The following is a 25,425-nucleotide window of genomic DNA, read 5'->3' on the forward strand; positions in this document are numbered from 1 at the left end:
CGAGATTTATGAGCGGGTTGACCACTTTATGAGCGGCTACTGGGATTTTTGAGCGTAAGGCCTGGTTCAGGCGTGCGGGAGCTGGGTTCAGGCGGTAATTCCAGTTTGCAGGCGGTCGGGAGCTGGATTCAGGCTATATGATTAATTTGCAGGCGCTCCTGAACATTTTTCAGGCGGTAAACACGATTTGCCGGCGATATCTCACTCAATTCAGGCGCTCCGCTAAAAGGCATAATAAAAACACGCCTACAAAGTAGGCGTGTTCTCTTTATTATGATGATAGCGACGATTTTACATCGTTTGTTGATTTGTTGTCTGGTGTTTCTTCAGCTTCTTCGTCTTTTACGCGTTCGATGTTAGCGCCGATTCCTGCTAATTTTCCTGCGAAGTCGATATAGCCGCGGTCTAAGTGTTTTAGTTCTGTCACACGTGTGTAGCCGTCTGCTACGAGTCCTGCACATACGAGTGCTGCTGCTGCACGAAGGTCTGTTGCAGAAACTTCTGCGCCTTGTAATTGGGATGGTCCTTCTACAATTACAGAGCGTCCTTCGATTTTAAGATGAGCATTCATGCGACGGAACTCTTCTACGTGCATAAAACGGTTTTCAAACACAGTTTCCGTAATAACACTAGTGCCTTCTGCTTGAAGCATTAAGGCCATCATTTGTGCCTGCATGTCAGTTGGGAAACCTGGGTGTGGCATGGTTTTTAGGTCAACAGCTTTTAGCTTTTCTGGTCCGATGATGCGGAGTCCGTCATCCTCTTCCTCGATGATGACACCCATCTCTTGCATTTTCGCTACTAAGGAACGTAGGTGTTCTTGCTCTGCACCTTTTACTAATACGTTTCCTTTTGTGATCGCTGCTGCAACCATAAAGGTACCTGCTTCAATTCGGTCAGGAATGATGTTGTGCTCAGCACCATACATCTTTTCCACACCTGTGATGCGGATTGTTTCTGTACCAGCACCAACGACTTTTGCTCCCATTTTGTTCAGGTAGTTGGCAAGGTCAACGATTTCTGGCTCTTTGGCACAGTTCTCGATGACGGTTTTGCCTTCAGCCATACATGCGGCCATCATAATGTTTTCTGTTGCACCTACACTTGGAACATCTAAATAGATGCGAGCACCACGTAAACGGTCCTCACCAGTGTAAGCCTCGATAAATCCATTCCCTACGTTAACTTTTGCTCCCATCGCTTCGAACCCTTTTAAGTGTTGATCGATTGGTCTTGAGCCGATAGCACATCCGCCAGGAAGAGCTACTTTAGCATGACCATAACGAGCAAGCATAGGTCCTAATACAAGCACGGAAGCTCGCATTTTTCTAACGTATTCAAATGGTGCTTCTGTAGTAAGCTCTCTAGATGCGTCGATTGTAACTGTATTCTGATCAACTGCTACATCTGCATTCATATATTTCAATACTTCACTTATCGTGGTTACATCGGCGAGAGCGGGTACATCTTTCAGGATACTTTTTCCTTCACTGGCAATTATACTTGCGGCGATGACAGGCAGAACAGCATTCTTAGCACCTTCTACTTTCACAGTGCCAGATAATCGGCTGCCACCGCGGACGATGATTTTTTCCAAGTTCATTCCCCTCCGCGTCCATTTTCTCTATATTAATATTCACTCGTGATGATTGGCGTTCCAAATGTCAGGGTTGTCTTTCCGCCCATATCTTGTCGGAGGGCATATTGAACATTCATAATTCCCTTGTCCATATACGGAAGCGCCTGATTCCAATGACTTGTATAACCCGTGTTTGATATAAATTCATTTTCATTTAGTGTTTGTAGTTTTTCGATTTGTAGTCTTGATCTAAATTTTTCGAGCAATAAAACACCATCAATCTTACCACTGCTTTTAGTTGTTAGACAAGTGAAAATTGTGGTATTTTCTGCAAAACGTTCCGCTTTGATTGTAAGTAATCTAGGTGAAAAGTCTCTCCTTATGTCAGGATTCCAACTCTCTCCAGAAGCTTTGTACAGAACCTCAGCATAAGGTCTTACTTCTTTTGACGCAATTACTATAAATTGTTCGGAAATTCCACCAGCTTTTTGGCGGTTTAAAATATATTTATTTGATTTTTTTCCCTCTTTTTTTGTAAGCGTAAAATCAGGATATTGCGTCTGAAGCTTCTGTACATAGGATGGAATCTCTTCATGATGGATTTGTTTTTTCATGATTACTTCCCAGCTTTCAATTGGAACCTCATGTTGCTTAAGAAAATCGGAAATATCTCGGAGTGGTTGTAACGGCATTGCGTTATCCGCCTCCGCTGAAGCAAATAACTGCGCTTGAACCATGATCATCATCCATAAAATAATTGCTAGTTTTTTCATTTGTCCCGCTCCCCTTTAAAAAAATCTATCAACAGTATCGTCGGGTAACGAAACAAACATACAATTAAGTTATCGTCATCATTTGACATGGACGCTGGCTCTAAAAATCGTTTCCCTTGCCTAGAGTAAAAACTTCAGGTTTTGAGACCACTGCAGGTAATCTAAAAAGAAACGACTTACCGTTGTTCCAATTGCAATTGTGAGAAACATCATGAGTAAACGCGCTTCAAATACACGTCCTTTTTTTATGATTCCGTCTAAGTTTACGGCTTGTAGGATACGCCAAGTAATGATGATAAACACAATATGTGAAAGCATATTGGTTAGTGACTGATATCCTATTTCCTCCATATACTTCAACACCTTTCGACTTATTGCCAGGGAAATAACGACAAAGTTCACTAGTAAAACTCTGACATGGTACCTGGTAATTGTCAATCTACTCAGTGTTTTCTTTAGCTCTGTAAATCAAATACCTTTTTTCCGATGTAGTTAAACCTTAATTACTTCAAATTCGTAATATTTGTAATCTCTGGTCCACTTTTTGGCTTTTTTCCCTCTTACTAGTGGGGTTATGTATAAGACGTAGTGGTCTACTTTTTGGTTACTGCTTTCATCGAAATTTGTTCTGGTGTTTTGTGTATTAAATGTTCTGGAATAAGCTAGTGCGTATGGTTCCGTTGCTTTTGTACAGATCGGCGGGCTGTGGAACGGGTTGCTTTCCTGCTGCCCCACACGACGTGGGGTAGTTCGGTGTTGCTACAGGAAGTAGCGGATTTAACCGAACTTCATTGTTAACTTTAAAGCCTCCTCATTCGCAAGCTCTCTGCGGGGTCTCGTCACACCGTTCTTCCGCTGGAGTCAACCCGTTCCACAGCCCACCTTGGCCGAATGGTGAATAACGGAACCACAGCGATATTGAGATATCGACGCTTACGGACATTTATTTCCGATATTTGCTTTAAAACACCTTAAAAAAGACCAATTTGTCACAAATAAGGTATCTTATATCCGTAACGACTCTCGAAATTGCCTTTAAAATTCAAAATAAAGGAACAAATGTCCATAAGGGTGGAACTCACACAACTATGGTCCGTTAACCTTAATAAACGCGTGGGGGGAAGGAAACGGGAAACTCCAGTGGTAGCAAAGGGCTGACGAGATCCCGCAGAGAGCTTGCGAACGAGGAAGCTCGGCTGGTCTTCCACAGGAGGCTTGCCGTTTCAATGACCCCCACTATCTACACAAAAGTAACGGACACCTCTTAATCATCTCGAATCCGAATCTTCAACAATGGGGGACTTTTCCTGAGTTTGTAAGGATCAAAAAAACAGTGCGACTTCATTAAAGAAGCGCACTGTTTTCATTTATTTCCATAACGATCCTGTTAGCTCATTAAAATCAATATGCTGGTGATAAAAGTCCAGTAGGGTTCCTGGTAATACACCAAGAATGATGGTTCCTGCTGCGCAGATCACGAGTACTGCGGAGATGCTTTTCGGTAGTCGAATTCGCGTTTGAAATTCAGCGTGTCTGAAAAACATCTGAATGAAAATTCCAAAGTAATAAATATAGGAAATGACCGTTGCGATTAGCATGATCGCAACTAAGGTGAAGTTCCCTGGTTCTGTGAACAGGGCTCCTAAAAAGATATTTAGCTTCCCTATAAATCCAGCGGTACCAGGTATCCCTGCAAGCGATAGCAAGAAGATCGTCATTAATATTGCAAGGCCAGGTGACCGGTGAAATAGGCCGGAAAATATGGATAGGTCCTCTGATTCTGATTGTCTGATTAGGACTTGTAGCACTGCAAATGCTCCAAGTGTCATAAACATGTAGGCAATCATGTAGAACCACATGCTTTCAAATGCCATCGGGGATAAGGCGACAAACGGAACAAGAAGGTAACCGGCGTGCGCTATGCTTGAGTACGCAAGCAACCGCTTCATGTTTCGTTGCCTCAAAGCGATGGTATTTCCAATGATCATCGTTAAGGATGCGAGTACACCTATAAAAATGATCATGGACTCAAGGAAAGTCTCATTCAGTCTAATCCCTGCTATTCCTCCAAAAATGGACATGAAGACTCTAAGAATGATGATAAACCCTGCTGCCTTTGAAACAACGCTTAGAAAGGCTGTAACGGGTGTAGGTGAGCCTTCGTACACATCAGGCGTCCACATGTAAAAGGGAACGGTTGATATTTTGAAGGCCAACCCTACGAACGTAATGAGGAACGCCATAATGGCAAGCCCTTCAGCACTACTTTGCGTGATATTTGATAAATTTTGGGCAATCACGTTTAGCTGTGTGCTGCCTGTTAATCCATAAATGTAACTGAAGCCAAAGAGCGTAATTGCCGTGGAAATACCTCCATTAATGATATATTTCATCGCACTCTCATTAGAACGCGTAGATCTTTTTTGAATCCCAGCCAGAATATAAGATGGGATCGCGAGCATTTCTAAGCCAACAAATAGGGTGATGAGGTCCGCGCTCGATGCCATCATCATTCCACCTAGAAGGGCAATGAGAATAAGATAGTAAAACTCTCCTCGATACCCTCCTTCCCCCGCTTCCTTATAAGAGTGAGATAGAAGCAGAACCAGAAACGTTCCAGCTAACAAAACGAATTTGAAGCTGATTGAGAAAGGATCAAAACGGTACGTATCAAATAAAATCATGGAGCTCTCATGACCGAGTTGGGAGAGTAAGAAAACAAATGATAAGGCGATACCTCCCATAGCCAGCCACGCGAAATGATTTCGGTTAACTTCTTTTCTTAAAAACAAGTCTAAAAGGGATAACACCGTTGCGACGATTAAAATTGTAAATTCAGGAGCCATTAAACTCCACTCGAATTGAAGTAATGTATCGAGATCCATTTGTTACCCTCCCATCCCGATTAAAATGGTTTCTAGCGTCGTGCTAAGCATGTCTGTTAGAACAGTTGGATAGACACCTATTAAAACGATCATTCCAAGTAAAATGAAAACCGGCCAACCTTCAGTGCCAGATAAAGGTCTTAAATTTTCCGGATACGTGGGTCCTTCACCAAACGTAATGTTCAAAACAGCTCGGAGCATGTACACGGCTGTCAGGATCAACCCTAGTGTTCCTATCGCGGCAAGTATCGGTAAGGTTTCAAACAGGCCTAAGAATGCCATGAACTCACTCACAAAACCGCTCATACCTGGCAATCCTAGAGAAGCAAGTGCAGCTGTAAGCAACACCCCAGCGGTAACAGGCATCACTTTAGCTAAGCCTCCTAGTTTTTTCAGCTCCGTAGTGCCGGTTCGTTCGATTAATACACCAACAAGTAAGAAGAACAAAGCGGCAATCAATCCGTGCGATACGGTTTGAAAAATGGCCCCTTGCACACCCGCTTCATTTACCGCTGCGATGCCAATCAGTACGATACCCATATGCGATACACTCGAGTATGCCAGAATTCGTCTTAACTCCTGCTGAACTAATGCAATAAAAGCGCCATACAGCAGATTCACTATACCCAAAATGGCAATAAGAGGCGCCATGTTCTCGAATTCAGCTGGGAAAAATCCTAATCCAAATCGGATCAATCCATAAGCTCCAATTTTTAAGAGAACCCCAGCATGAATCATGACCAGTGCGGTCGGTGCGTACACATGCACCCGAACCATCCACGTGTGTAAAGGGATAATCGGTAGCTTCACTCCAAATGCCAGGAGCAAGCCGATAAACGCCCCCATACGAAACCCGTCATCTAGCTGTGGAACTATGGTCATTAACTCGGTCATGTTGCTCGTGCCAGTTTTGGCAATGAGCGCTACGAACACAATTAGGAGAGCAGCCGAGCCAAGTCCGTTATAAATCAAGTAACTATAGGCTGCTTTTTCGCGCTCTAACCCTCCCCATTTTCCGATTAACAAGAACATCGGCAGTAACGTTAATTCAAAAAAGATAAAGAACAAAATGAGATTTTCTGCAGCAAAAACCCCTAGAATTCCAAGCTCTAATAATAGACATAGGATGTAGTACGATCTCCATGAAGTTTTGACTTGGGTCCTTGCGATTACCATCGACAGTAACGAGATTAAAGTTGTCAGCAGGAGTAAAATGAGCGAAAACCCATTTACTCCAAGCTCATAGTTTATTGTGAATTGAAAAGCGTCTTGTCCTAGTGTCATCCAGGTGAGCTTTTCGGATAATTCATTGCCAGCGTGGAAGGTTTGGAAAACAATCAAGGATAATAAAAACGGTATCACCGCACCAATCACGCCAACCAGTTTTGCCATATTTGCATTATGTTTCGGCGTTATCGTAAGCAAAAGTATCCCTATGAGAGGAGAGAACACCAATAGTGACAGCCAACTCATTGAAACACCCCTCCTTGCATGACAGCTACAGCTAGGATAATAACAAGTCCCACAAATACAACGGCTCCGTATGTTTGCACCTGCCCATTTTGTAATTTGGATCCTTGTTTTCCGATTCCTTGTACAATTTCGCTACATAAACTCGCAATCACATTGACAATGTATTTTTCAAGAAACACCCCGAGATAGCCTAATGCACGAGCTCCATATCCTACAGTCATCTGATAAAATTCATCGACAAAATACCGGTTGTACATGACGGTATAGGCGATGGGAAAGGTGGAGGATAAGAAATCTCGTTCGAGTGACTTTTTGTGATAAATCACATAAGCTAAATAAATGCCCCCGAGTGACAACAAAATCGTTACGAGCATGATCCAGATCGGCCCTTCTGCATGGTGTGCCTCGACAAACCCATTCCCAGCAGTTAACCAATCCCCTAGAAATGTACCGAACCAAGGTGTATTAAGGTAACCCGCTACAACCGCTAATGCACCAAGTACGATCATCGGGAATGTCATCGATTTTGGAGATTCTTTTACTACATTGTTTGTTTTAGCGGGTGAGGTGAACACCATGAAAAATAGGCGGAACATATAAAAAGCGGTAAGAAAAGCCGCAATCAGTGCTAGAACAAATAAGACATAATGTCCTTCTCCCCATGCAGCGAGTAGGATCTCTTCTTTACTAAAAAAGCCTGATAAAAGCGGGAATCCACTTATGGCTAACGCTCCGATTAAAAATAAGGGCCCCGTCCATTTCATCTTTTTCCATAAGCCACCCATTTTCTCGATGTTTTGGGTGTGAACAGCATGAATGACACTACCTGCTGCCAAGAACAAAAGAGCTTTGAAAAAGGCATGCGTCATAAGGTGAAAAACACCAGCAACATAACCTGCAGACCCAAGTGCAAGCATCATATATCCAAGTTGGGATACGGTCGAATACGCTAAAACGCGCTTGAGATCCTTTTGTACCAAAGCAATTGTCGCAGCAAAAATGGCGGTAAAAGCCCCGATCGTTGCGACGACAAGCATGGCGGTTTCACTTGCTTCGTATAAAGGAAACAGTGTTGCCACTAAGTACACGCCTGCTGCTACCATCGTCGCTGCGTGGATTAGTGCTGAAACCGGAGTTGGACCTTCCATCGCATCAGGAAGCCATGAGTGAAGCGGGAACTGACCTGATTTTCCGATTGCTCCAACGAAAATGAGGATAGCGATCAGCGTGATCATCCCTTCTTCCATAGCTCCCGCTTCCACGGCTGCGAAAATCGAGGTTAACTCTAGACTTCCTGTCTGCCAAAATAGCAAAATAATTCCGATCAGTAGCCCAATATCGCCGATTCGCGTCATGATAAAAGCTTTTTTCGCAGCTTGTCTTGCTTCTTTTTTGTAAAAATAAAAACCAATTAATAAAAATGATCCGAGTCCAACGAGCTCCCAGAACATATAGATCTGAAGAAGGTTAGGCGACAGAACCAGCGCAAGCATAGCAAAAGTGAACAAACCAAGATAAGCATAGAACACGTTCAGGCGCGAATCCTCTTTCATATAACCCATGGAGTAAATATGTACAAGAAAACTCACTAACGATACGAGCACAAGCATCATGGCGTTTAGCGGGTTTACGAGGTAGCCAACCGTTAATTCTATATTCCCAATCGATAACCAACTAACTGATTTTATGAGGTTCCCTTGCGACATTTGTGCCAAGAGTACAACCCCAGAAAGAATAAGGGACACGCCTGATAACCCGATACCAATATAGCTACTTTTGTCTGTTACGGTCTGGCGTAGTAAGATCAAAAGTACAAAAGATAGTAGCGGGAAAACCGGAATGATCCATGCATATTCCAACATCCTTAACAGCCCCCTTCTGTATAAGGTTTTTTAATGCTTCATCGTATTCATTTCATCAACCTGGACTGTACGACGATTTCTATATAACGCGATGAGAATGGCTAATCCGACAGCCGCTTCAGCTGCCGCAATCGTAATTGTAAACAAGGAAAAAATCTGTCCTGTAATTGAAGGATTAATTCCGTATTTACTAAAGGCGACTAAATTAATATTTACAGCATTCAACATCAGTTCAATGGATATGAGCACAATGACGGTATTCCGCTTTGTCAGAGCTCCGAACAATCCGATACAAAACAGCATGAGGGCAAGCATGAGGTACACTGAAACAGGAACTGCACTCATTCTTCACTCGCCTCCTCCCCATCATCTCGTTTTGCTAAAATAATGGCGCCAACTAAAGCAACCAATAATATAACAGACACCATTTCAAACGGAATGATGTAATGCGAATACAACGCGATCCCGATTTGTTCTGTGTTATTAACATGTAGATTTTCAGCCTGCCCGCCAAAATTCACATCTCTAATAACTCTGTACATCACGAGAAAGAAAACAACTGATCCGATGCCAACCAGCACGTTTCGAGGTGAACTTTTGGTAGCTTGTTGTTTATCGTTATGTTTGGTAAGCATGATGCCGAAAATCATGATGATGGTAATCGCTCCAGAATAAATCAACACTTGAACGGCCGCTACAAATTCCGCTGAGAGTAAAACAAAGATGCCGGCAATCGATAAGAACGTCATGACAAGAGCCAACAGCATGTGGATGACTTTTGTCAGGTTCAACATGAGAATGCCACCTAATACGGAGAGCGTCGCCAGGATTAAAAAAGCAAAAACTCCCCCACTCATGGCTTATTCTCCTTTCGCTTATTTTCATCATGTTCGTCGAGGTATTGGAGGTCCTTAAAGAGATCATCTCTTGAGTATTCAGCGAGCTCAAAGTTATTCGTCATAATGATCGCTTCAGTTGGACAAACCTCTGTACATAAATCACATAGAATACAAATTTCAAAATTAATATCATACGTATCAATGATTTTGCCTTTTTTGTTCGGGTCTGGGTGCTTTTTCCCTGTAAGTTGAATGCAATCAGTTGGGCAAATATTCACGCACTGATTACAGACGATACACTTTTCCGGATAAAATTTTTGAATACCACGAAACCGATCCGGCATAGGAACAGGTTCTTCCGGATAGGAGTACGTCATTTTTTCTTTGGTTAGATTTTTCAAGGTGTATTTAAATCCTTTGGCTAAACCGAGCATGTTGTCTCACCACCCCTTTTAAAACCAAATTGAGTAAAGTTCTTTTACAATGGCAGATAAAAAGATATTTGCTAATGCAACTGGGAGTAGGATCTTCCAACCGAACTCCATCAGCTGATCCGCTCGAATGCGCGGTAAGGTAATGCGAATCCAGATAAATAAAAACACGACAATCATAAATTTGATACTGAACCAGAATGGATCTGGAATAAAGCCAAGCCCAGGAATCGGGTTCCATCCTCCTAAAAACAGGACGGTAATGAGCGACGCCATCGCGAACAAATACACATATTCGGAAAGCATGAAAAAGGCCCATCTGAACCCTGAGAATTCAACGTGATAACCCGCCACAAGCTCCGATTCCGCTTCTGGCAAATCAAAAGGTGTACGATTAAGCTCTGCGTTAGCGGCAATAAAGAAAATGATAAAACCAACTGGCTGAAGGAAGATGTAGGCTACGTGTTTTTGTGCTTCTACAATCTCTGTTAAGTTCAACGTTCCAGCAAAAAGAATGACACCAATCACAGACATAACAAGTGGGACTTCATAGGAAATCATTTGTGCTGCTGAACGCATTCCACCCATTAACGCATACTTATTATTGGATGCCCATCCTGCTGTCACGATCCCTATCGTGGAAATGCCTGATATCGCGATATAGTACAGTAATCCAACCCCTATATCAGAAAACTTAAATGTATCTGTAAAAGGAATAACGCTAAGTATGATAAAAGCGGGTGTGAATGCGATAACAGGTGCTAGAACGAATAGCGGCTTATCTGCAAGCTTTGGACGAATATCTTCTTTCGTAAGTAGCTTCAAAATATCTGCTACCGTTTGAAGCAAGCCAAACCGCCCACCAACACGGTTGGGTCCATGACGCAGTTGCATATACCCCATCACTTTACGCTCAGCTAGTATGGCAAATGTGACGAAGCCTAGTACTAGGCTCAACATGCCACCCCCTAGCATCAGTAAGTAGGCCATGTTTTCAAGCGTGGGAGTAGATTGCAAGAAGCTCTCGATCCATGTCATCAACCATCCACCTCCCCGAGGACAATATCCACGCCACCTAAGATCGTAATTAAGTTCGCCATATTTTCACCCTTCAGCAATTTGGGAAGGATCTGAAGGTTATAAAAAGATGGACGTCTGAATTTCACGCGGTAGGGTTCTTTTTTGCCTTGGCTATTGATGTAACACCCGATCTCACCGCGTGGCGACTCGATTCGAACGTAAGCTTCTCCCTTAGGGGCTTTGATAACTTTTGGCACCTTCGCCATAATTGGGCCTTCTTCAGGGATTTGCTCGACAGCCTGTTCGACAATTTTAAGCGATTCTTCGATTTCAGCCATACGGCATTCATAGCGACTCCAAGCATCTCCTTTTGTTCTCGTTATGACATCAAAATCAAAGCGATCATAGATGGAGTATGGCTCATCTCTTCTAAGGTCCCAGTCAACTCCAGTACAGCGCAGGTTCGCACCACTCAGGGCATACTCCAAGGCGTCCTCTCTTGTATAAGTCCCTACATCTTTAACACGGTTAAGGAAAATCTCATTACCCGAAACGAGGTCGTGATACCCTTTTAGCTGCTCCCGCATGTACGGAACAAATTCTCTTACTCTATCAACCCAGCCTTCAGGAGCATCCCATTTCACGCCACCAACACGCATGTAGTTAAACGTAAGGCGTGCCCCTGACAATTCATTCAGGAGATTAATAATGACTTCCCGCTCACGGAATGCGTAAAGGAATGGGCTCACGGCACCAATATCCAATAGATAAGTACCAAACCAGACAAGATGACTGGCAATACGTCCAAGTTCCATCGATAGGATGCGCAGGTATTCAGCTCGCTCTGGAATCTCAAGGTCCATCATGGTTTCCACTGCATGCACAATGACGTAATTGTTTGTCATGGCTGAAAGGTAATCCATGCGGTCTGTGTACGGGATGATTTGTGTGTACTGAAGATTTTCAGCAAGTTTTTCTGTCCCTCGGTGTAAATATCCAATCACAGGTGTCGCTTCCTTAATCATTTCTCCATCAATTTTGACAACCAGTCGGAATACCCCGTGCGTACTTGGGTGTTGGGGGCCGACATTCAAAAGCATTTCTTCGGTTCGAAGCAAGGGCTACACCTCCACATCATACGGTTCATAATCTTTTCTAAGCGGATAACCCACCCACTCTTCTCCAAGAAAAATTCGCTTGAGTTCAGGATGGTTTTTAAATTTGATACCGAGTAGATCATACGCTTCACACTCCGGCCAGTTCGCTCCTTGCCAAAGTGGGGTCAGCGAGTCAATTTCAGGTTGATCCCGGTCGATATTTACTTTTAGGGCTACAGGTTGTTTATTTTTGAATGAAAAAAGGTGAGTGTATAGTTCCATGTGGGTTTCAAAGTCGGTTCCATGTAGTTCTGATACATATTCGAACCCTAGCTGTTCATTGAATTTCAAAAACTCGGCAACTTGAAAATACGTTTCAGGCTTTGTGACCAAGGTTGGCACGTGCTTGGACAATCGGTTAATATAAAAATCCTCTAAAACGTGTTCTCCTAAGTGCTCATGGATGACTTTTGTGTATTTATCCAGGAGAGGTTGGTTGTGTGAAGGCTGTTCCTCAGACTCTTCGGATGGTTGTTTGGATGATTGGGACTGTGCTGCTTGAGCCTTTGCTTTAGCTGCAGCGGCTGCTTTCGCTTTTGCCTTGGCAGCGGCTGCGGCTTTGGCTTTATCATCTTCTGGAGCGTCTGATTGTGAGTCTTGTTTTGCTTTTGCGGCTGCTTTGGCCTTTGCGGCTGCTGCGGCCTTGGCTTTGGCGGCCGCCTTTTCTTTTTCTGATGCGTCTGGTGATTGTTCTTGGGATTTTTCTTTTGCTTTTTGTTTCGCTAGGGCGGCTGCTTTCGCTTTCGCAGCTGCGGCGGCCTTAGCTTTAGCGTCTGCTTTTTCTTTTTCTGGTGATTCTTGTGATTCTTCTTGGGCCTGCTCTTTGGCTTTTTGCTTGGCTAGTGCAGCGGCTTTGGCCTTCGCTGCTGCGGCTGCTTTGGCTTTAGCGTCTTCCTTTTCCTTTTCAGGGGAGTCTGGTGATTCTTCTTGAGACTGCTCTTTTGCCTTTTGCTTGGCTAGGGCAGCGGCTTTGGCCTTGGCTGCAGCGGCTGCTTTTTGTTTGGCAAGGTCTTTGTCCTCTTCCTTAGAATCTGATTTATTCATTTCAGCTGCTTTTTTCTTTGCTTCTTCTGCAGCTTTTCTTTTTTGTTCCTCGATAGAATCTTCATTTTGGGAAGCCGCTTCTTTTTCTTTTTTCTTTTTTAAAGCTTCTGCTTTAGCTTTGGCGGCAGCGGCGGCTTTCTGTTTTTCTAAATCTTTTTCATCGCTCATTCGCTCATCACCCTCTTCCCAGTTTTAGCTTCGTAGCGAATTTTTTCTTGTAATTTGTTGATTCCGTAAATAAGAGCTGCTGGGTTTGGCGGGCATCCTGGGATGTAGACATCTACTGGGACGATCTGATCCACCCCTTTTACAACAGAATAGGAATAGATATAAGGACCTCCCGCTGTAGCACATGAGCCCATGGCGATCACCCATTTTGGTTCTGGCATTTGGTCATAAAGTCTGCGCAGAACTGGGGCCATCTTTTTCGTAACCGTTCCTGATACGATCATCACATCTGATTGACGAGGGGATGTTCTGAAAAAGGATCCAAAACGATCGGAGTCATAATATGATGAGCCTACTCCCATCATTTCGATTGCACAACAGGCTAGTCCAAATGTCATTGGCCACAAGGAATTGCTTCTGGCCCATCCTTTTACTTGTTCAAGGGTAGCCATAAAAACATTTCTTTCTAACTCGGCACGTTCGTCCGGCGTGATTCCATCAAGATTTAATTCCATCGTAGCACCTTCTTTTTCCAAGCATAGATTAAACCGATCAAAAGCATCGTGACGAAAATCAACATCTCTATCAATGCAAAAATGCCTAGCTTGTCATACGCAACTGCCCATGGATAAAGAAAGACAGTTTCCACGTCGAAAATGACAAACATAAGGGCGAAGATATAATAGCGAACATTAAATTGTACTCTAGCATCTTGGAATGGTTCGATCCCACTTTCATAGGTGGTAGACTTCTGTGAGGATGGGTGGTTTGGGCGTAGAATCCGACCAGCGGTTAGCGCGACAATCGGTAAAATGATTCCTAAAATGAGAAACACAACGATAGCGAGGTGGCTGTTCCAATACGTATGTAATGATTCCATTGCACTCCCCCTTGAATTTAATTTTCAGAATTATCTGTAATCGTTTTCATTATAGCAGACCTCTGAAAGGGTGTCGATATTAGCATGATCCTTCTATGCATGTCTATGGTGGGAGAGTTGGAATTATGACTGTGTTTGGGTTTTTCTGGGGAGGGTTTGATAGATTTTGGGGCTTTGGTTATTTTCGAGGTGGGTGGGTGTTTGTTTCTCTGGGGTTGGGGTTGTAGTTGTTTTCGCTCGGGGTGGTGTTGGTTTCGCTCGGGTAAGCTTTGCTTTCGCTCGGGTGCGCTCGGGTTTGCTCTGCTTTCGATCGGGTGCGCTCTGCTTTTGCTCGGGTGCGCTCTGTTTTCGCTCGGGTTTGCGCTGCTTTCGATCGGGTACGCTCTGTTTTTGCTCAGGTTTGCGCTACTTTCGCTCGGGTTTGCGCTACTTTCGCTCGGGCGCGCTCTGCTTTCGATCGGGTTTGCGCCGCTTTCGCTTGGGTGCGCTCTGCTTTTGCTCGGGTACGCTCTGCTTTTGCTCGGGTATGCGCTGCTTTTGCTCGGGTTGGTGCTTTTTTCCCTCGGGTACGCTTTGCTTTCGCTCGGGTTTGCGCTGCTTTCGCTTGGGTACGCTCTGCTTTCGCTCGGGTATGCTCTGCTTTCGCTCGGGTATGCTCTGCTTTCGCTCGGGTACGCTCTGCTTTCGCTCGGGTACGCTCTGTTTTTGCTCGGGTTTGCGCTGCTTTTGCTCGGGTACGCTTTGCTTTCGCTCGGGTTTGCGCTGCTTTTGCTCGGGTACGCTCTGTTTTTGCTCGGGTTTGCTCTGCTTTCGCTCGGGTTTGCGCCGCTTTCGCTCGGGCGCGCTCTGCTTTCGCTCGGGTGCGCTCTGCTTTCGCTCGGGTGCGCTCTGCTTTTGCTCGGGTACGCTCTGCTTTCGATCGGGTATGCTCTGCTTTCGCTCGGGTTGAAGCTACTTTCCCTCGGGTTTGAGCTGTTTTTCTCTCGGGTATGCTCTGCTTTCGCTCGGGTATGCTCTGCTTTCGCTCGGGTTGAAGCTACTTTCCCTCGGGTTTGAGCTGTTTTCTCTCGGGTTTGCGCTGCTTTCCCTCGGGTTGAAGCTGCTTTCCCTCGGGTTGGTGCTGTTTTCCCTCGGGTTGGCGCTACTTTCCCTCGGGTTGAAGCTATTTTCCCTCGGGTTGGCGCTACTTTCCCTCGGGTTGAAGCTATTTTCCCTCGGATTGGTGCTACTTTCCCTCGGGTCTCAGCAATTTTCCCTCGGGTTGAAGCTGTTCTCCCTCTGGTCCTAGCTACTTTCCCTCCGCGCATCAGCACCTTTTCTCGTATTGCTGCCCAATAATGAAAAAAGCCTAAGCTAACAAAATGTCAGCTTAAGCTTTTTCTTTTACATCTATGCGGTTGATTGCACGTTGTAGTGCTAGTTCTGCGCGCATTAGATCGATGTCGGATGCGCCTGAGTTTACGCGACGTTCTGCACGTTCTTTTGCTTTTTGCGCTCGTTCGATATCGATATCGGAAGGGAGCTCAGCAGATTGTGCTAGAATCGTTACTTTCTCTGGGCGGACTTCAACGAAGCCTCCGTTTACAGCGATGATGTCGGCTGAGTTTTCGCTCTTCAGACGTACACCGCTAATTGTTAATGGTGCTACTAGAGGGATGTGTCCTGGTAAAATACCAAGTTCACCACTTTCCGTCTTACAGCTTACCATATCGTAGTTATTTTCTATAACTGGGCCATCAGGAGTGACAACACTCACAGTTAGTGTTTTCAAGTTTAACCCCCCTTGGGCTAGAATGAAGCGGCATCTGTTTAGACAAACGCCGCTTTATATTCTACTCGTTACTACATAGATTTTGATTTTTCTACTACTTCTTCAATACGTCCTACTAGACGGAATGCGTCCTCTGGAAGGTCGTCATATTTACCGTCTAAGATCTCTTTGAATCCTTTTACTGTTTCAGATACTGGAACGTAAGAACCTTTTTGTCCAGTGAACTGTTCAGCAACGTGGAAGTTCTGAGATAGGAAGAACTGAATACGGCGTGCACGAGATACTGTAAGTTTGTCCTCATCAGAAAGCTCGTCCATACCTAGGATCGCAATGATATCCTGAAGTTCTTTGTAGCGCTGTAGTGTACTTTGTACGTTACGTGCTACTTCGTAGTGCTCTTCACCAACAACAGCTGGGTCAAGCGCACGAGATGTTGATGCAAGTGGATCCACGGCTGGGTAGATACCTTGCTCAGAAAGTTTACGTTCAAGGTTTGTCGTCGCATCTAAGTGAGCGAATGTTGTAGCCGGTGCCGGGTCTGTGTAGTCATCGGCAGGTACGTAGATCGCCTGGATAGATGTGATGGAACCTTTGTCTGTAGATGTGATACGTTCCTGTAATTGTCCCATCTCCGTTGCAAGTGTTGGTTGGTAACCAACGGCAGAAGGCATACGACCTAGTAGGGCGGAAACCTCTAGACCACCTTGCGTAAAGCGGAAGATGTTGTCGATGAATAGAAGTACGTCTTGTCCTTCTTCATCACGGAAGTATTCAGCCATTGTAAGACCAGAAAGTGCTACACGCATACGTGCTCCAGGTGGCTCGTTCATCTGACCGAACACCATCGCTGTTTTCTTGATAACGCCTGAATCTGTCATTTCATAATAAAGGTCGTTACCTTCACGTGTACGCTCACCAACACCTGCGAATACGGAAATACCACCGTGCTCTTGTGCGATGTTGTTGATTAATTCCTGGATTAGTACGGTTTTACCTACTCCGGCACCACCAAATAGACCGATCTTACCACCTTTGATGTATGGAGCAAGTAAGTCAACAACTTTGATTCCTGTTTCAAGAATCTCAGTTTCTGTTGAAAGGTTTTCGAATACTGGTGCTTGACGGTGAATTGGATCACGACGTTGGTCACTGGATAGCGGTTCGTCAAGATCAATGTTTTCACCTAGTACGTTAAATACTCGGCCTAGTGTAGCTTCACCTACTGGTACGGAAATTGGTGCACCTGAGTCCACTACATCTAGTCCGCGAACAAGTCCTTCTGTTGAAGACATGGCTACAGTACGTACGGCGTCGTCACCTAAGTGTAGCGCTACTTCCAAAGTAACATCCATGCTTACTTCGGATTCGTTCTTCGCTTCATAACGGACAGTTAATGCGTTATTGATTTCTGGGAGATGACCGCTTTCAAACTGAACGTCAACAACGGGTCCCATTACTTGTGTAACGCGTCCTTTGCTCATGGATTTCCCTCCTAACTTACTTTCACGTTTACCCTGTTACTCGAGGGCAGCGGCTCCGCTGACAATCTCGGTAATCTCTTGGGTAATGGATGCCTGACGTGCACGGTTATATTTAAGCGTTAAGTCGCCAACTAACTCGTCAGCATTATCTGTTGCAGCTTTCATGGCTGTCATACGGGCAGCGTGCTCACTTGCTTTACCGTCTAACAATGCACCATAAATTAAGCTTTCAGCGTATTGAGGTAAAAGAACTTCAAGAATCTCTTCCTCATTTGGCTCATATTCATAAGAAGTCAATGATTGTCCTTCAGATGAAATGTTGGTTAACGGTAATAGTTGCGTAGCCGTAACCTCTTGTGTGATTGCACTTACGTAATGGTTGTAGTAAATGTGAAGTTCATCAATTTTCTCATCCGTGTAAAGCTGAACAGTTTGCTTCGCGATATCTGCAATATCAGCAAAGTTTGGCTGATCGGCCACACCAGTGATTTCGTGCTCAACTGGCATGTCACGTTTTTTGAAAAAGTCACGACCGATACGTCCAACAGGGATGGTGGTGTACTCATCCTTGGAGTTGTGACGATCTTGAATCGTTTGATAAACGTTTCTCAAAATATTACTGTTATAAGCTCCCGCAAGACCACGGTCTGATGTGATAACAAGGTAAGCTGTTCTCTTCACCTCACGCTCTTCAAGCATTGGGTGACTTGCATCAGTACCATTTGCAATGGAGGCTACAACTTCTTGGATTTTGTTCATATACGGAACGAAATTTTTTGCATTTTGTTCCGCCTTGTTCATCTTGGAAGCTGATACCATTTCCATCGCTTTTGTGATCTGCATGGTTTTCTTCGTTGAAGTAATACGAGACTTAATATCTCTAAGGGATGCCACGTCGTTTCACCACCCTTTCTTCAAAGGTTGCTAGCAGATTAATTTCTTAGGATACAACGAAAGTTTTCTTGAACTCTTCGATTGCAGCGTTGAAATCATCTTTTTCTGGTAGCTGACCAGTGTTTCGAATGTGTTCGTAAAGTTCAAGTTTATTTTTACCAATCCAGCTTTGTAGCTCAGACTCAAAGCGTGTGATGTCTGAAGTTGGAATATCATCAAGGTAACCATTAACTAGAGAGTAAATGATTGCTACCTGTTGTTCTACTGGAAGTGGCTCATGTAAGCCCTGCTTCAGAATTTCTACTGTACGCTCACCACGGTTCAGTTTCGCTTGTGTTGCTGCATCAAGGTCTGATCCGAACTGTGCGAATGCTTCTAGCTCACGGAATGATGCCAGGTCCAGACGAAGTGTACCGGCTACTTTCTTCATGGCTTTGATTTGTGCGGAACCACCAACACGAGATACGGACTGACCAGCGTTAATCGCGGGACGTACACCTGAGAAGAACAAGTCAGATTGTAAGAAAATCTGTCCGTCTGTGATGGAAATTACGTTTGTTGGGATATAAGCTGAGATGTCCCCTGCTTGTGTTTCGATAAATGGAAGTGCTGTTAAAGAACCTCCACCTTTAGCGTCACTTAACTTCGCTGCACGCTCTAGTAAGCGGGAGTGAAGGTAGAATACGTCACCAGGGTAAGCTTCACGACCTGGAGGACGACGAAGCAATAGGGAAAGCTCACGGTATGCTGACGCCTGTTTCGTAAGGTCATCGTACACAACGAGTACGTGTTTACCGTTGTACATGAACTCTTCACCCATAGATACGCCTGTGTAAGGAGCTAGGTAAAGAAGTGGTGCTGGTTGAGATGCACCTGCTGTTACAACGATTGTGTTCTCAAGAGCGCCATGTTGACGTAGCGTTTCTACTGTTCCACGAACGGTAGATTCTTTCTGACCAATCGCTACGTAAATACAGATCATGTCTTGATCTTTTTGGTTAATGATTGTGTCGACTGCTACTGTTGTTTTACCAGTCTGACGGTCACCAATGATTAGCTCACGCTGACCACGACCGATTGGTACAAGTGCGTCAATGGCTTTGATACCTGTTTGAAGTGGCTCATCTACGGATTTACGATCCATAACGCCTGGTGCTGGAGATTCAATTGGTCGAGTTTTGCTCGTTTCAACTGGTCCTTTACCATCAACAGGTTGCCCTAGTGGGTTAACAACGCGTCCTAAAAGCTCATCTCCTACTGGAACCTGCATGATGCGACCAGTACGACGAACTTCGTCACCTTCGCGGATATCTGTAAATTCACCTAGGATTACAATACCTACGTTGTTTTCCTCTAGGTTTTGTGCCATACCCATGACACCGTTTGAAAATTCAACTAGCTCACCTGACATTACGTTGTCAAGGCCATGCGCACGAGCAATACCGTCACCAACCTGGATAACAGTACCAACATCGTTGACTTCAATTTCAGAATCATAGTTTTCGATTTGCTGTTTAATCAGCGCACTAATTTCTTCAGCATTGATGCTCATGCAATTTCACCCCTATCATCATTTGTTTCCAGATGTTAATTTACGCTCGATACGCTGAAGCTGATTGCTTACGCTTCCATCATAAATGCGGTTTCCGATTTTAAGCTTTAAGCCACCTAAAATGGATGGGTCTACAATGTTATGAATGCGGATCGCTTTCTTGTTAAGCTTTTGAGTGAATACGGATTGAATCGACTTCTGCTCCTCTTCACTAAGCTCACGAACGGAATAAACATCTGCGTCTGCAATTCCACGTGCTTCATTCGTTCTTTTTACAAATTCGTTAACCATTGTCGGGATAACGCCTTCACGGTGACGATCTAAAAGGATATCCAACGTGTGCATAACCTCTTTGGAAACACCTTTGAAAGCTTCATGAATCATGTTTTTCTTTTGATCCAATTCAACGGCGGGATGTTGTAAGAACGTGTGAAGTTTTTCATTTGAGCGAAATACTTCGCGGATTGTTGTTAATTCATCTTCGAATTGTTCAAGCTTAGACTGTTCTTGTCCGATTTGAAAAAGAGCCGTTGCATAGCGTTTTGCTACTATTTCATTACTCATCGCTCTTCTCCTAACTCTTGAATGTATTCGTTGATTAGTTTCTCTTGATCTTGCTCAGTTAATTCTTTTTCAATAACCTTGCTTGCAATGTGTACGGACAAGGAAGCCACTTTGTCTTGAAGGGCTTGGATCGCTTTTTCTTTCTCATTCTCGATATCTTGTCGAGCGGACTCTTTGATGCGCTCAGATTCAGCACGAGCTTGTTCAACAATCTCTTGTTGTTGCTCTTTACCTGCCTTTTTCGCATCTTCGATAATCGTTTGAGCATCTTGACGAGCATTTTTCAGCTCTTCTTGTGCTTCTTTCGTCATGCGCTCTGCATCTTGACGATTCTTTTCTGCTGTATCGATCTCATTTGCAATGTGATCTTCACGTTCTTTCATCATGTTCATTAGAGGTCCCCATGCAAACTTACGCAGTAATGCTAAAAGGATAATGAACATAACTAAAGAAAATATCATATCTCCAACTAGAAAACCGGCTCCAGCGTTTAGGGCCAGGTTTGTTGTAAATAAATGCACACCATTCACTCCTTTCACACTTATCGGTAACAAGCTTTACATTAGAAAAACTCGGCTTTTAGCTACCTTTGATAGCCAAAGTCGGGTTTTTGAATAAATCTTTATGGAAGTTTTGAAACCATTTGAGTAAAGGAAAGGCGAAGATTCTAATAAGACGAATCTCGCCCTTGCCTTTTTAGTTATAAAGCTATTATTGACCCATTACGATAAATGCGATTACAACTGCGATGATTGGAATCGCCTCTACTAGTGCAACACCAATGAACATTGTTGTTTGAAGGGCACTACGTAGTTCTGGTTGACGAGCGATCCCCTCTACTGTACGACTTACGATTAATCCGTTACCAATACCTGCACCAAGTGCTGCTAAACCTACTGCGATAGCTGCTGCTACTGCTCCAGTCATGATAAAATTCCTCCTCTTATTTTATATCTTAAAAGATATTTAGTTTATAAAATTAATGGTCTTCGCTCACTTTGTGAGACATATACACCATCGTTAACATAGTGAAAATAAATGCTTGAATTGCACCAATGAAGGTACTAAATCCTTGCCAAGCTAGCATTGGAATGGCTGCACCTAATGTACCTGCAATTCCAGTTGTGGCTAATCCAGCCAATAAGCCAAGTAAAATCTCCCCGGCATAGATGTTTCCGAACAAACGTAAACCTAACGTTAACGTGTTCGCAAACTCCTCAATAATTTTCAAAGGGAATAAGAAAGGCATTGGACGGAAAAATTCTTTTCCATACTCTTTCACACCCTTCAGTTTTATACCATAATAGTGCGATAAAGCGACTACTAGGGTAGCTAGTGTCAATGTTACCCCTGGATCAGAAGTTGGTGACTTCCACCATAGATAATGATCTCCAGTTACGACCATAAACATTACACCCAGCATGTTCGCTACAAAAATATAAGTTAGTAGCGTTAATCCTAATGGCAAAAACTGCTTTCCTGTCTTCCAATCCATGGTACTTCCTACAATACCTTTAACGAAATCGACAACCCATTCCATAAAGTTCTGTAGACCTGTTGGTTTTCGTTGAAGGCTCTTCGCACTTGCAACACCTAAGATAAACACAATGACAGAAGCAATGAATGTCATGAGTACTGTAGACAAGTTAAAATCCAACCAACCGATTCCCCATAGATTTTCGAGTAAAGGTGCCTTATGATCCAAAATATTCACCTCTCTTCCTATGACTAATCTTTAAATCTAGAAACTAAAAATTCTATCATAATAACAACATAGGTTGTCATTAAACCCAATACAACTGCAATAAGATGGAAATGTTGTTGAAAGCGTAGTGCTATAAGAATGGCTAAACCTGCTGCAGCCATGCGAGAAAAAGTTCCGAACGCCCTTGATGTTCGGTTTTCTTCTGCAGCTTGTCCCATTTGGTTGATCTTTCGCTGCATAAGCCAGAGGTTGAAAAAGCTTAGTACAGCTCCAAGGATTAAGCCGAGGAAAATCTCTTGATACGGTAGAAAGCCCCATCCAAGCACAAACAAGGCTAGAAGGTAGATCATCCATTTTCTTTGACGTGTAATCATGGTTTTGTATTGTGGGTCCGTCATGTTTGATCTTCTCCTGTGTATTTGCGCACGAGTAGAATGGTGCCATATGTACCTGCGGCCAGCCCTAAGAAAAGACCTAGGATTAAAAAGAGTGGTGTTGTGGTAAACTGGTTATCAAGCCAACGTCCAAAGAAAATTCCTACCAACGTACAACCTGCCAATTGTGAAAGGATCCCACTCGTCAATGCCATTGCTTTAAAAGGGTTGTTCTGATTTGAGGACACGGAAACCGCTCCTTAAGTTTTCATAAATTTTCTGACGCGAAAAATGTCGATTTATGAAAGCCTTATCATTCCACACTTAGTAAGAATACATTAGGGGTTTTCTAATGTCAATCCGTTTGTGAGGAAAAGTAATCGGTGGAAAAAATTATTACATTTGTGACACATTTTCGTCACATTTTGACACCCAAATGAATAGACCTTTTGGGCGCAAAAAAGATGATTGTGCATATTTCACAATCCCATAAAAATTGTACTACATTTTTAAAATGAATACAAAGGTTTTTACTATGTCCATGTTAAAAAAGCTCACCTATTTAGGTGAGCTTTTCATATTTTAGAAAAGTTTTCATTACGGATATTCTGTCCCAATGATTATTTTCGTTTCAAACGTTTGCTTCATGTTGCCTTTTTTAATGGTTAATACCGCTAAATACACCCCATCTTCCCCTACTTCATCTTTTGTTAAGTTTCCTTTCACGACACCACGTTTTACATCTTGTTTAGAAAGGATTGTGCGGTTATAACGTAGTGTGTCTGGATTATAAAGATCAATCTGAAGCTCATCTGCTTTCAGCGGAAGATACACTTGGTATTGATACGTTTCTTTTGTGAACGGCTTTAATGTGAATTCTAATCCCATGACTCTTGGAAAATCTGTTTTCTTTGTCAGGAATAGGTATGGTAATTGATAGGTATTGTGTTCATCATGTAATGTAATCCAACCCTGGTGGAATGGTTTTGAAAGGTCGATTTGCCTTTGGTCTACTCTCACTTTAACTTGGACTTCTTTCTTTTCACCAGCTCCCAATGAAAAACTCATTGGCACTTCCCATTGCAGACCATCCATTTGATTTGGTGGCTTAAAGTAGTATTCCTGTTGTTCATCGGTGCGGTTATGGATCGTAATTGTAGCTTCTCTTGTTTCTACACCTTTCAATACTCTACCGAATGTGAGACGACTATTATAGATTAGAGTCTGGGGATCAATGGCTTTTTGTGGTTGAATACGCCCCATGCCTTGAGCAATCGGTTCATAAAGTTTACCTACCTCATTTTTGATTGGTGACGCAGTTGTTAAAAGAGCTGCTTTTAACTGATGAGGTCCCCAATCTGGATGAGCCTCTTTAATGAGAGCTAGTGCTCCAGCTACGTGAGGTGCGGCCATACTTGTACCCTGAAGTTCTTTATAACCTCCAGGCACTGTGCTTTTAATCGCTACACCTGGTGCCAAAATGTCAGGCTTGATGTCCCAGTTCCATGTGACAGGTCCCTTTGAGCTAAAATCTGCTAGTGTATCCTGAACGGTTTTGTATTTTGTTTCTAGCCACTTTTGATCAGGAATTATGTTTTCAATGATCCATTCGCCTGACTCTTTTGTGATCGATGCAACTGGAATCGTGACCTTCTCTTCTAACCCACCTTGAAAACGTCCTTCTTCATTATTATAGATTACGGCTGCTACAGCTCCTGCTCTTTCTGCTGCTTTTGCTTTTTGAGTAAATGTGACTTCTCCTCTTTTAATTAGTGCGATCTTGCCGTGTAAGTCTGGGACCTTTCCTTTTGCTAATTCTATGTTTTGAAGAGGATAATCTTTTTGTAGATCCCAAGCTGGAGATCCTACAAGAGGTGTGATTGAAACCTTCTTTCTTTCAAAATGTGCATATAAATAAGGAAGTTTTAGTGGAGGGGTTGAAGCTCCTACGCCTATTGCATCAACTGCAGTCGCTGGCGATCCTACCGTCCACACTCCTGGTCCCGAGTTCCCATTTGAGATGACCATCGACACGCCCATCTCCACCGCTTTGTTAACAGCTATACTTGTTGGCCAATCGGGTCCATTAATTGTGTTGCCTAGCGATAAGTTGATGATATCCATATCGTCTTCCACAGCTTGTTCAATCGCGGCAATCACCTGTACCGACGTCCCCATACCACCTGGACCAAGTGCGCGGTATCCGTAGAGCTCAGCATCCGGCGCCATGCCTTTGAATTCCCCATTAGCTGCAATGATGCCTGCCACGTGAGTGCCGTGCAACGTTGGAGCCCCTTGATGCTGCTTGGTCTCCATGGGATCTCCATCCAAGTCGACAACATCGTACCCCCCTTTGAAATTTTTTCGTAAGTCGGGGTGCTCATAATCTATCCCTGTATCGATCACTCCTACCTTTACTCCCTTTCCTGTGTAAGGAAGTCGCTCTCTTTGGGTGTGCTGATCAAAAAGGTACGACATACTATCGTTTGTGTGCACCTGATACTTTTGAACAGGAAACATTTGCTTTACAAACTCTGCTTGCTCAAGCTGCTGCAATTGAGATTGTGATCCTTTTACAGCAAGTGCTTGAAGGAGAGTGTCATAAACTTGAACAACTTCGATTCGTGGATAGTATTTTTCTACATGGGTTTTCCATTTGTTTGCGTCGCCTTCAACTTCGATGATCATTGATTTTTGTTCGCCGATTGCGTTTGTTTGGACTGGTGATACGAGTAAAGTGATGGCTAGGAGAAGAGTCAGTATATGCAGCTTTTTCATTTGTGGCACACCTCTTTTATTCGTGAATCCTTATCTTGTTAATTTGTCCAGGGGAGGTGGTTTTTATTAGATATTTTATGGGGGTGTGGTGGGGTGAGAGGGTCTTTTTTCTGGATTGGGGGGGATTTCTTTTGGATAGACGCTCTGTATTTCTGGATAGAGCGCTTTTTCTTTTGGATAGATGCTCTCTAATTC

The 25,425-nt window shown here is 43.6% G+C and carries 26 protein-coding genes; 1 reads left to right on the plus strand and 25 read right to left on the minus strand.

Features of this window, described 5'->3' with window-relative positions; translation table 11 throughout:
• Positions 1 to 271: 271 nt before the first annotated feature.
• From murA to H514_RS0115815, 14 genes are all read right to left on the minus strand, one after another.
• On the minus strand, positions 272 to 1,597 hold the full coding sequence (gene murA / locus H514_RS0115750; RefSeq protein WP_027447822.1) for a UDP-N-acetylglucosamine 1-carboxyvinyltransferase: 1,326 nt from the start codon (positions 1,595 to 1,597) through the stop codon (positions 272 to 274).
• A 32-nt stretch (positions 1,598 to 1,629) separates the two neighbouring features.
• On the minus strand, positions 1,630 to 2,352 hold the full coding sequence (locus H514_RS0115755) for a YwmB family TATA-box binding protein (RefSeq protein WP_027447823.1): 723 nt from the start codon (positions 2,350 to 2,352) through the stop codon (positions 1,630 to 1,632).
• 120 nt (positions 2,353 to 2,472) lie between these two features.
• Entirely contained in the window at positions 2,473 to 2,703 is a 231-nt protein-coding gene (locus H514_RS0115760) for a DUF1146 family protein (RefSeq protein ID WP_027447824.1), read from the minus strand.
• Between the two features lie 1,016 nt (positions 2,704 to 3,719).
• A complete protein-coding gene (gene nuoN, locus H514_RS0115765) occupies positions 3,720 to 5,237 on the minus strand; it encodes an NADH-quinone oxidoreductase subunit NuoN (RefSeq protein ID WP_027447825.1) in 1,518 nt (505 codons plus the stop codon).
• 3 nt (positions 5,238 to 5,240) lie between these two features.
• Positions 5,241 to 6,710, minus strand: a complete 1,470-nt coding sequence (locus H514_RS0115770; RefSeq protein WP_027447826.1) for a complex I subunit 4 family protein — start codon at positions 6,708 to 6,710, stop codon at positions 5,241 to 5,243.
• Positions 6,707 to 8,572: an NADH-quinone oxidoreductase subunit L gene (nuoL, locus tag H514_RS0115775; protein WP_027447827.1), complete on the minus strand. Its 1,866-nt coding sequence runs from the start codon at positions 8,570 to 8,572 to the stop codon at positions 6,707 to 6,709. Before nuoL ends, H514_RS0115770 begins: the two co-directional genes overlap by 4 nt.
• Before the next feature lie 30 nt (positions 8,573 to 8,602).
• On the minus strand, positions 8,603 to 8,917 hold the full coding sequence (gene nuoK / locus H514_RS0115780; RefSeq protein ID WP_027447828.1) for an NADH-quinone oxidoreductase subunit NuoK: 315 nt from the start codon (positions 8,915 to 8,917) through the stop codon (positions 8,603 to 8,605).
• Positions 8,914 to 9,429 carry an NADH-quinone oxidoreductase subunit J gene (locus tag H514_RS0115785; protein WP_027447829.1) on the minus strand — a complete coding sequence of 172 codons (516 nt, stop codon included), beginning with the start codon at positions 9,427 to 9,429 and terminating at the stop codon, positions 8,914 to 8,916. The genes nuoK and H514_RS0115785 overlap by 4 nt, the downstream gene beginning before the upstream one ends.
• On the minus strand, positions 9,426 to 9,845 hold the full coding sequence (gene nuoI / locus H514_RS0115790) for an NADH-quinone oxidoreductase subunit NuoI (RefSeq protein WP_027447830.1): 420 nt from the start codon (positions 9,843 to 9,845) through the stop codon (positions 9,426 to 9,428). The genes H514_RS0115785 and nuoI overlap by 4 nt, the downstream gene beginning before the upstream one ends.
• Positions 9,846 to 9,863: 18 nt before the next feature.
• Entirely contained in the window at positions 9,864 to 10,832 is a 969-nt protein-coding gene (gene nuoH, locus H514_RS0115795; protein ID WP_051255182.1) for an NADH-quinone oxidoreductase subunit NuoH, read from the minus strand.
• A gap of 47 nt (positions 10,833 to 10,879) precedes the next feature.
• Positions 10,880 to 11,980 (minus strand): NADH-quinone oxidoreductase subunit D, encoded by a 1,101-nt coding sequence (locus tag H514_RS0115800; protein ID WP_027447832.1) that lies wholly within the window; start codon positions 11,978 to 11,980, stop codon positions 10,880 to 10,882.
• Positions 11,981 to 11,983: 3 nt separating this feature from the next.
• Complete coding sequence (locus H514_RS0115805; RefSeq protein ID WP_027447833.1) at positions 11,984 to 13,231, minus strand: NADH-quinone oxidoreductase subunit C; 1,248 nt, start codon at positions 13,229 to 13,231, stop codon at positions 11,984 to 11,986.
• A complete protein-coding gene (locus H514_RS0115810) occupies positions 13,228 to 13,746 on the minus strand; it encodes a NuoB/complex I 20 kDa subunit family protein (protein WP_027447834.1) in 519 nt (172 codons plus the stop codon). Before H514_RS0115810 ends, H514_RS0115805 begins: the two co-directional genes overlap by 4 nt.
• Positions 13,737 to 14,111 (minus strand): NADH-quinone oxidoreductase subunit A, encoded by a 375-nt coding sequence (locus tag H514_RS0115815; RefSeq protein WP_027447835.1) that lies wholly within the window; start codon positions 14,109 to 14,111, stop codon positions 13,737 to 13,739. Before H514_RS0115815 ends, H514_RS0115810 begins: the two co-directional genes overlap by 10 nt.
• Positions 14,112 to 14,380: 269 nt before the next feature.
• Between H514_RS0115815 and H514_RS24745 the strand changes: the two genes are divergently transcribed.
• A complete protein-coding gene (locus H514_RS24745) occupies positions 14,381 to 15,082 on the plus strand; it encodes a hypothetical protein (RefSeq protein WP_154657395.1) in 702 nt (233 codons plus the stop codon).
• A gap of 398 nt (positions 15,083 to 15,480) precedes the next feature.
• Here H514_RS24745 and H514_RS0115830 read toward each other — a convergent pair whose 3' ends face one another.
• The 11 genes from H514_RS0115830 to H514_RS0115880 all read right to left on the minus strand — a co-directional run bounded on the left by H514_RS0115830 (position 15,481) and on the right by H514_RS0115880 (position 25,230).
• Positions 15,481 to 15,882, minus strand: a complete 402-nt coding sequence (locus tag H514_RS0115830) for a F0F1 ATP synthase subunit epsilon (RefSeq protein ID WP_027447836.1) — start codon at positions 15,880 to 15,882, stop codon at positions 15,481 to 15,483.
• 71 nt (positions 15,883 to 15,953) lie between these two features.
• A complete protein-coding gene (gene atpD, locus H514_RS0115835; protein ID WP_027447837.1) occupies positions 15,954 to 17,363 on the minus strand; it encodes a F0F1 ATP synthase subunit beta in 1,410 nt (469 codons plus the stop codon).
• Between the two features lie 36 nt (positions 17,364 to 17,399).
• A complete protein-coding gene (atpG, locus tag H514_RS0115840; protein WP_027447838.1) occupies positions 17,400 to 18,257 on the minus strand; it encodes an ATP synthase F1 subunit gamma in 858 nt (285 codons plus the stop codon).
• A gap of 46 nt (positions 18,258 to 18,303) precedes the next feature.
• Complete coding sequence (gene atpA / locus H514_RS0115845) at positions 18,304 to 19,809, minus strand: F0F1 ATP synthase subunit alpha (RefSeq protein WP_027447839.1); 1,506 nt, start codon at positions 19,807 to 19,809, stop codon at positions 18,304 to 18,306.
• An 18-nt stretch (positions 19,810 to 19,827) separates the two neighbouring features.
• Complete coding sequence (locus H514_RS0115850) at positions 19,828 to 20,373, minus strand: F0F1 ATP synthase subunit delta (RefSeq protein WP_027447840.1); 546 nt, start codon at positions 20,371 to 20,373, stop codon at positions 19,828 to 19,830.
• Positions 20,370 to 20,894 (minus strand): F0F1 ATP synthase subunit B, encoded by a 525-nt coding sequence (gene atpF / locus H514_RS0115855; RefSeq protein WP_027447841.1) that lies wholly within the window; start codon positions 20,892 to 20,894, stop codon positions 20,370 to 20,372. Before atpF ends, H514_RS0115850 begins: the two co-directional genes overlap by 4 nt.
• A gap of 190 nt (positions 20,895 to 21,084) precedes the next feature.
• Positions 21,085 to 21,300, minus strand: coding sequence for a F0F1 ATP synthase subunit C (gene atpE / locus H514_RS0115860; protein ID WP_027447842.1), 216 nt, complete (start codon positions 21,298 to 21,300; stop codon positions 21,085 to 21,087).
• A gap of 52 nt (positions 21,301 to 21,352) precedes the next feature.
• Positions 21,353 to 22,078: a F0F1 ATP synthase subunit A gene (gene atpB, locus H514_RS0115865; RefSeq protein ID WP_027447843.1), complete on the minus strand. Its 726-nt coding sequence runs from the start codon at positions 22,076 to 22,078 to the stop codon at positions 21,353 to 21,355.
• A gap of 23 nt (positions 22,079 to 22,101) precedes the next feature.
• Positions 22,102 to 22,476 (minus strand): ATP synthase subunit I, encoded by a 375-nt coding sequence (locus H514_RS0115870; RefSeq protein WP_027447844.1) that lies wholly within the window; start codon positions 22,474 to 22,476, stop codon positions 22,102 to 22,104.
• Entirely contained in the window at positions 22,473 to 22,700 is a 228-nt protein-coding gene (locus H514_RS0115875) for an AtpZ/AtpI family protein (RefSeq protein ID WP_027447845.1), read from the minus strand. The genes H514_RS0115870 and H514_RS0115875 overlap by 4 nt, the downstream gene beginning before the upstream one ends.
• A 349-nt stretch (positions 22,701 to 23,049) precedes the next feature.
• Positions 23,050 to 25,230, minus strand: coding sequence for a S8 family serine peptidase (locus tag H514_RS0115880; RefSeq protein ID WP_027447846.1), 2,181 nt, complete (start codon positions 25,228 to 25,230; stop codon positions 23,050 to 23,052).
• Positions 25,231 to 25,425 lie beyond the last annotated feature (195 nt).

Source organism: Pontibacillus marinus BH030004 = DSM 16465 (genome assembly GCF_000425225.1).
GTDB classification, from domain to species: domain Bacteria; phylum Bacillota; class Bacilli; order Bacillales; family BH030062; genus Pontibacillus; species Pontibacillus marinus.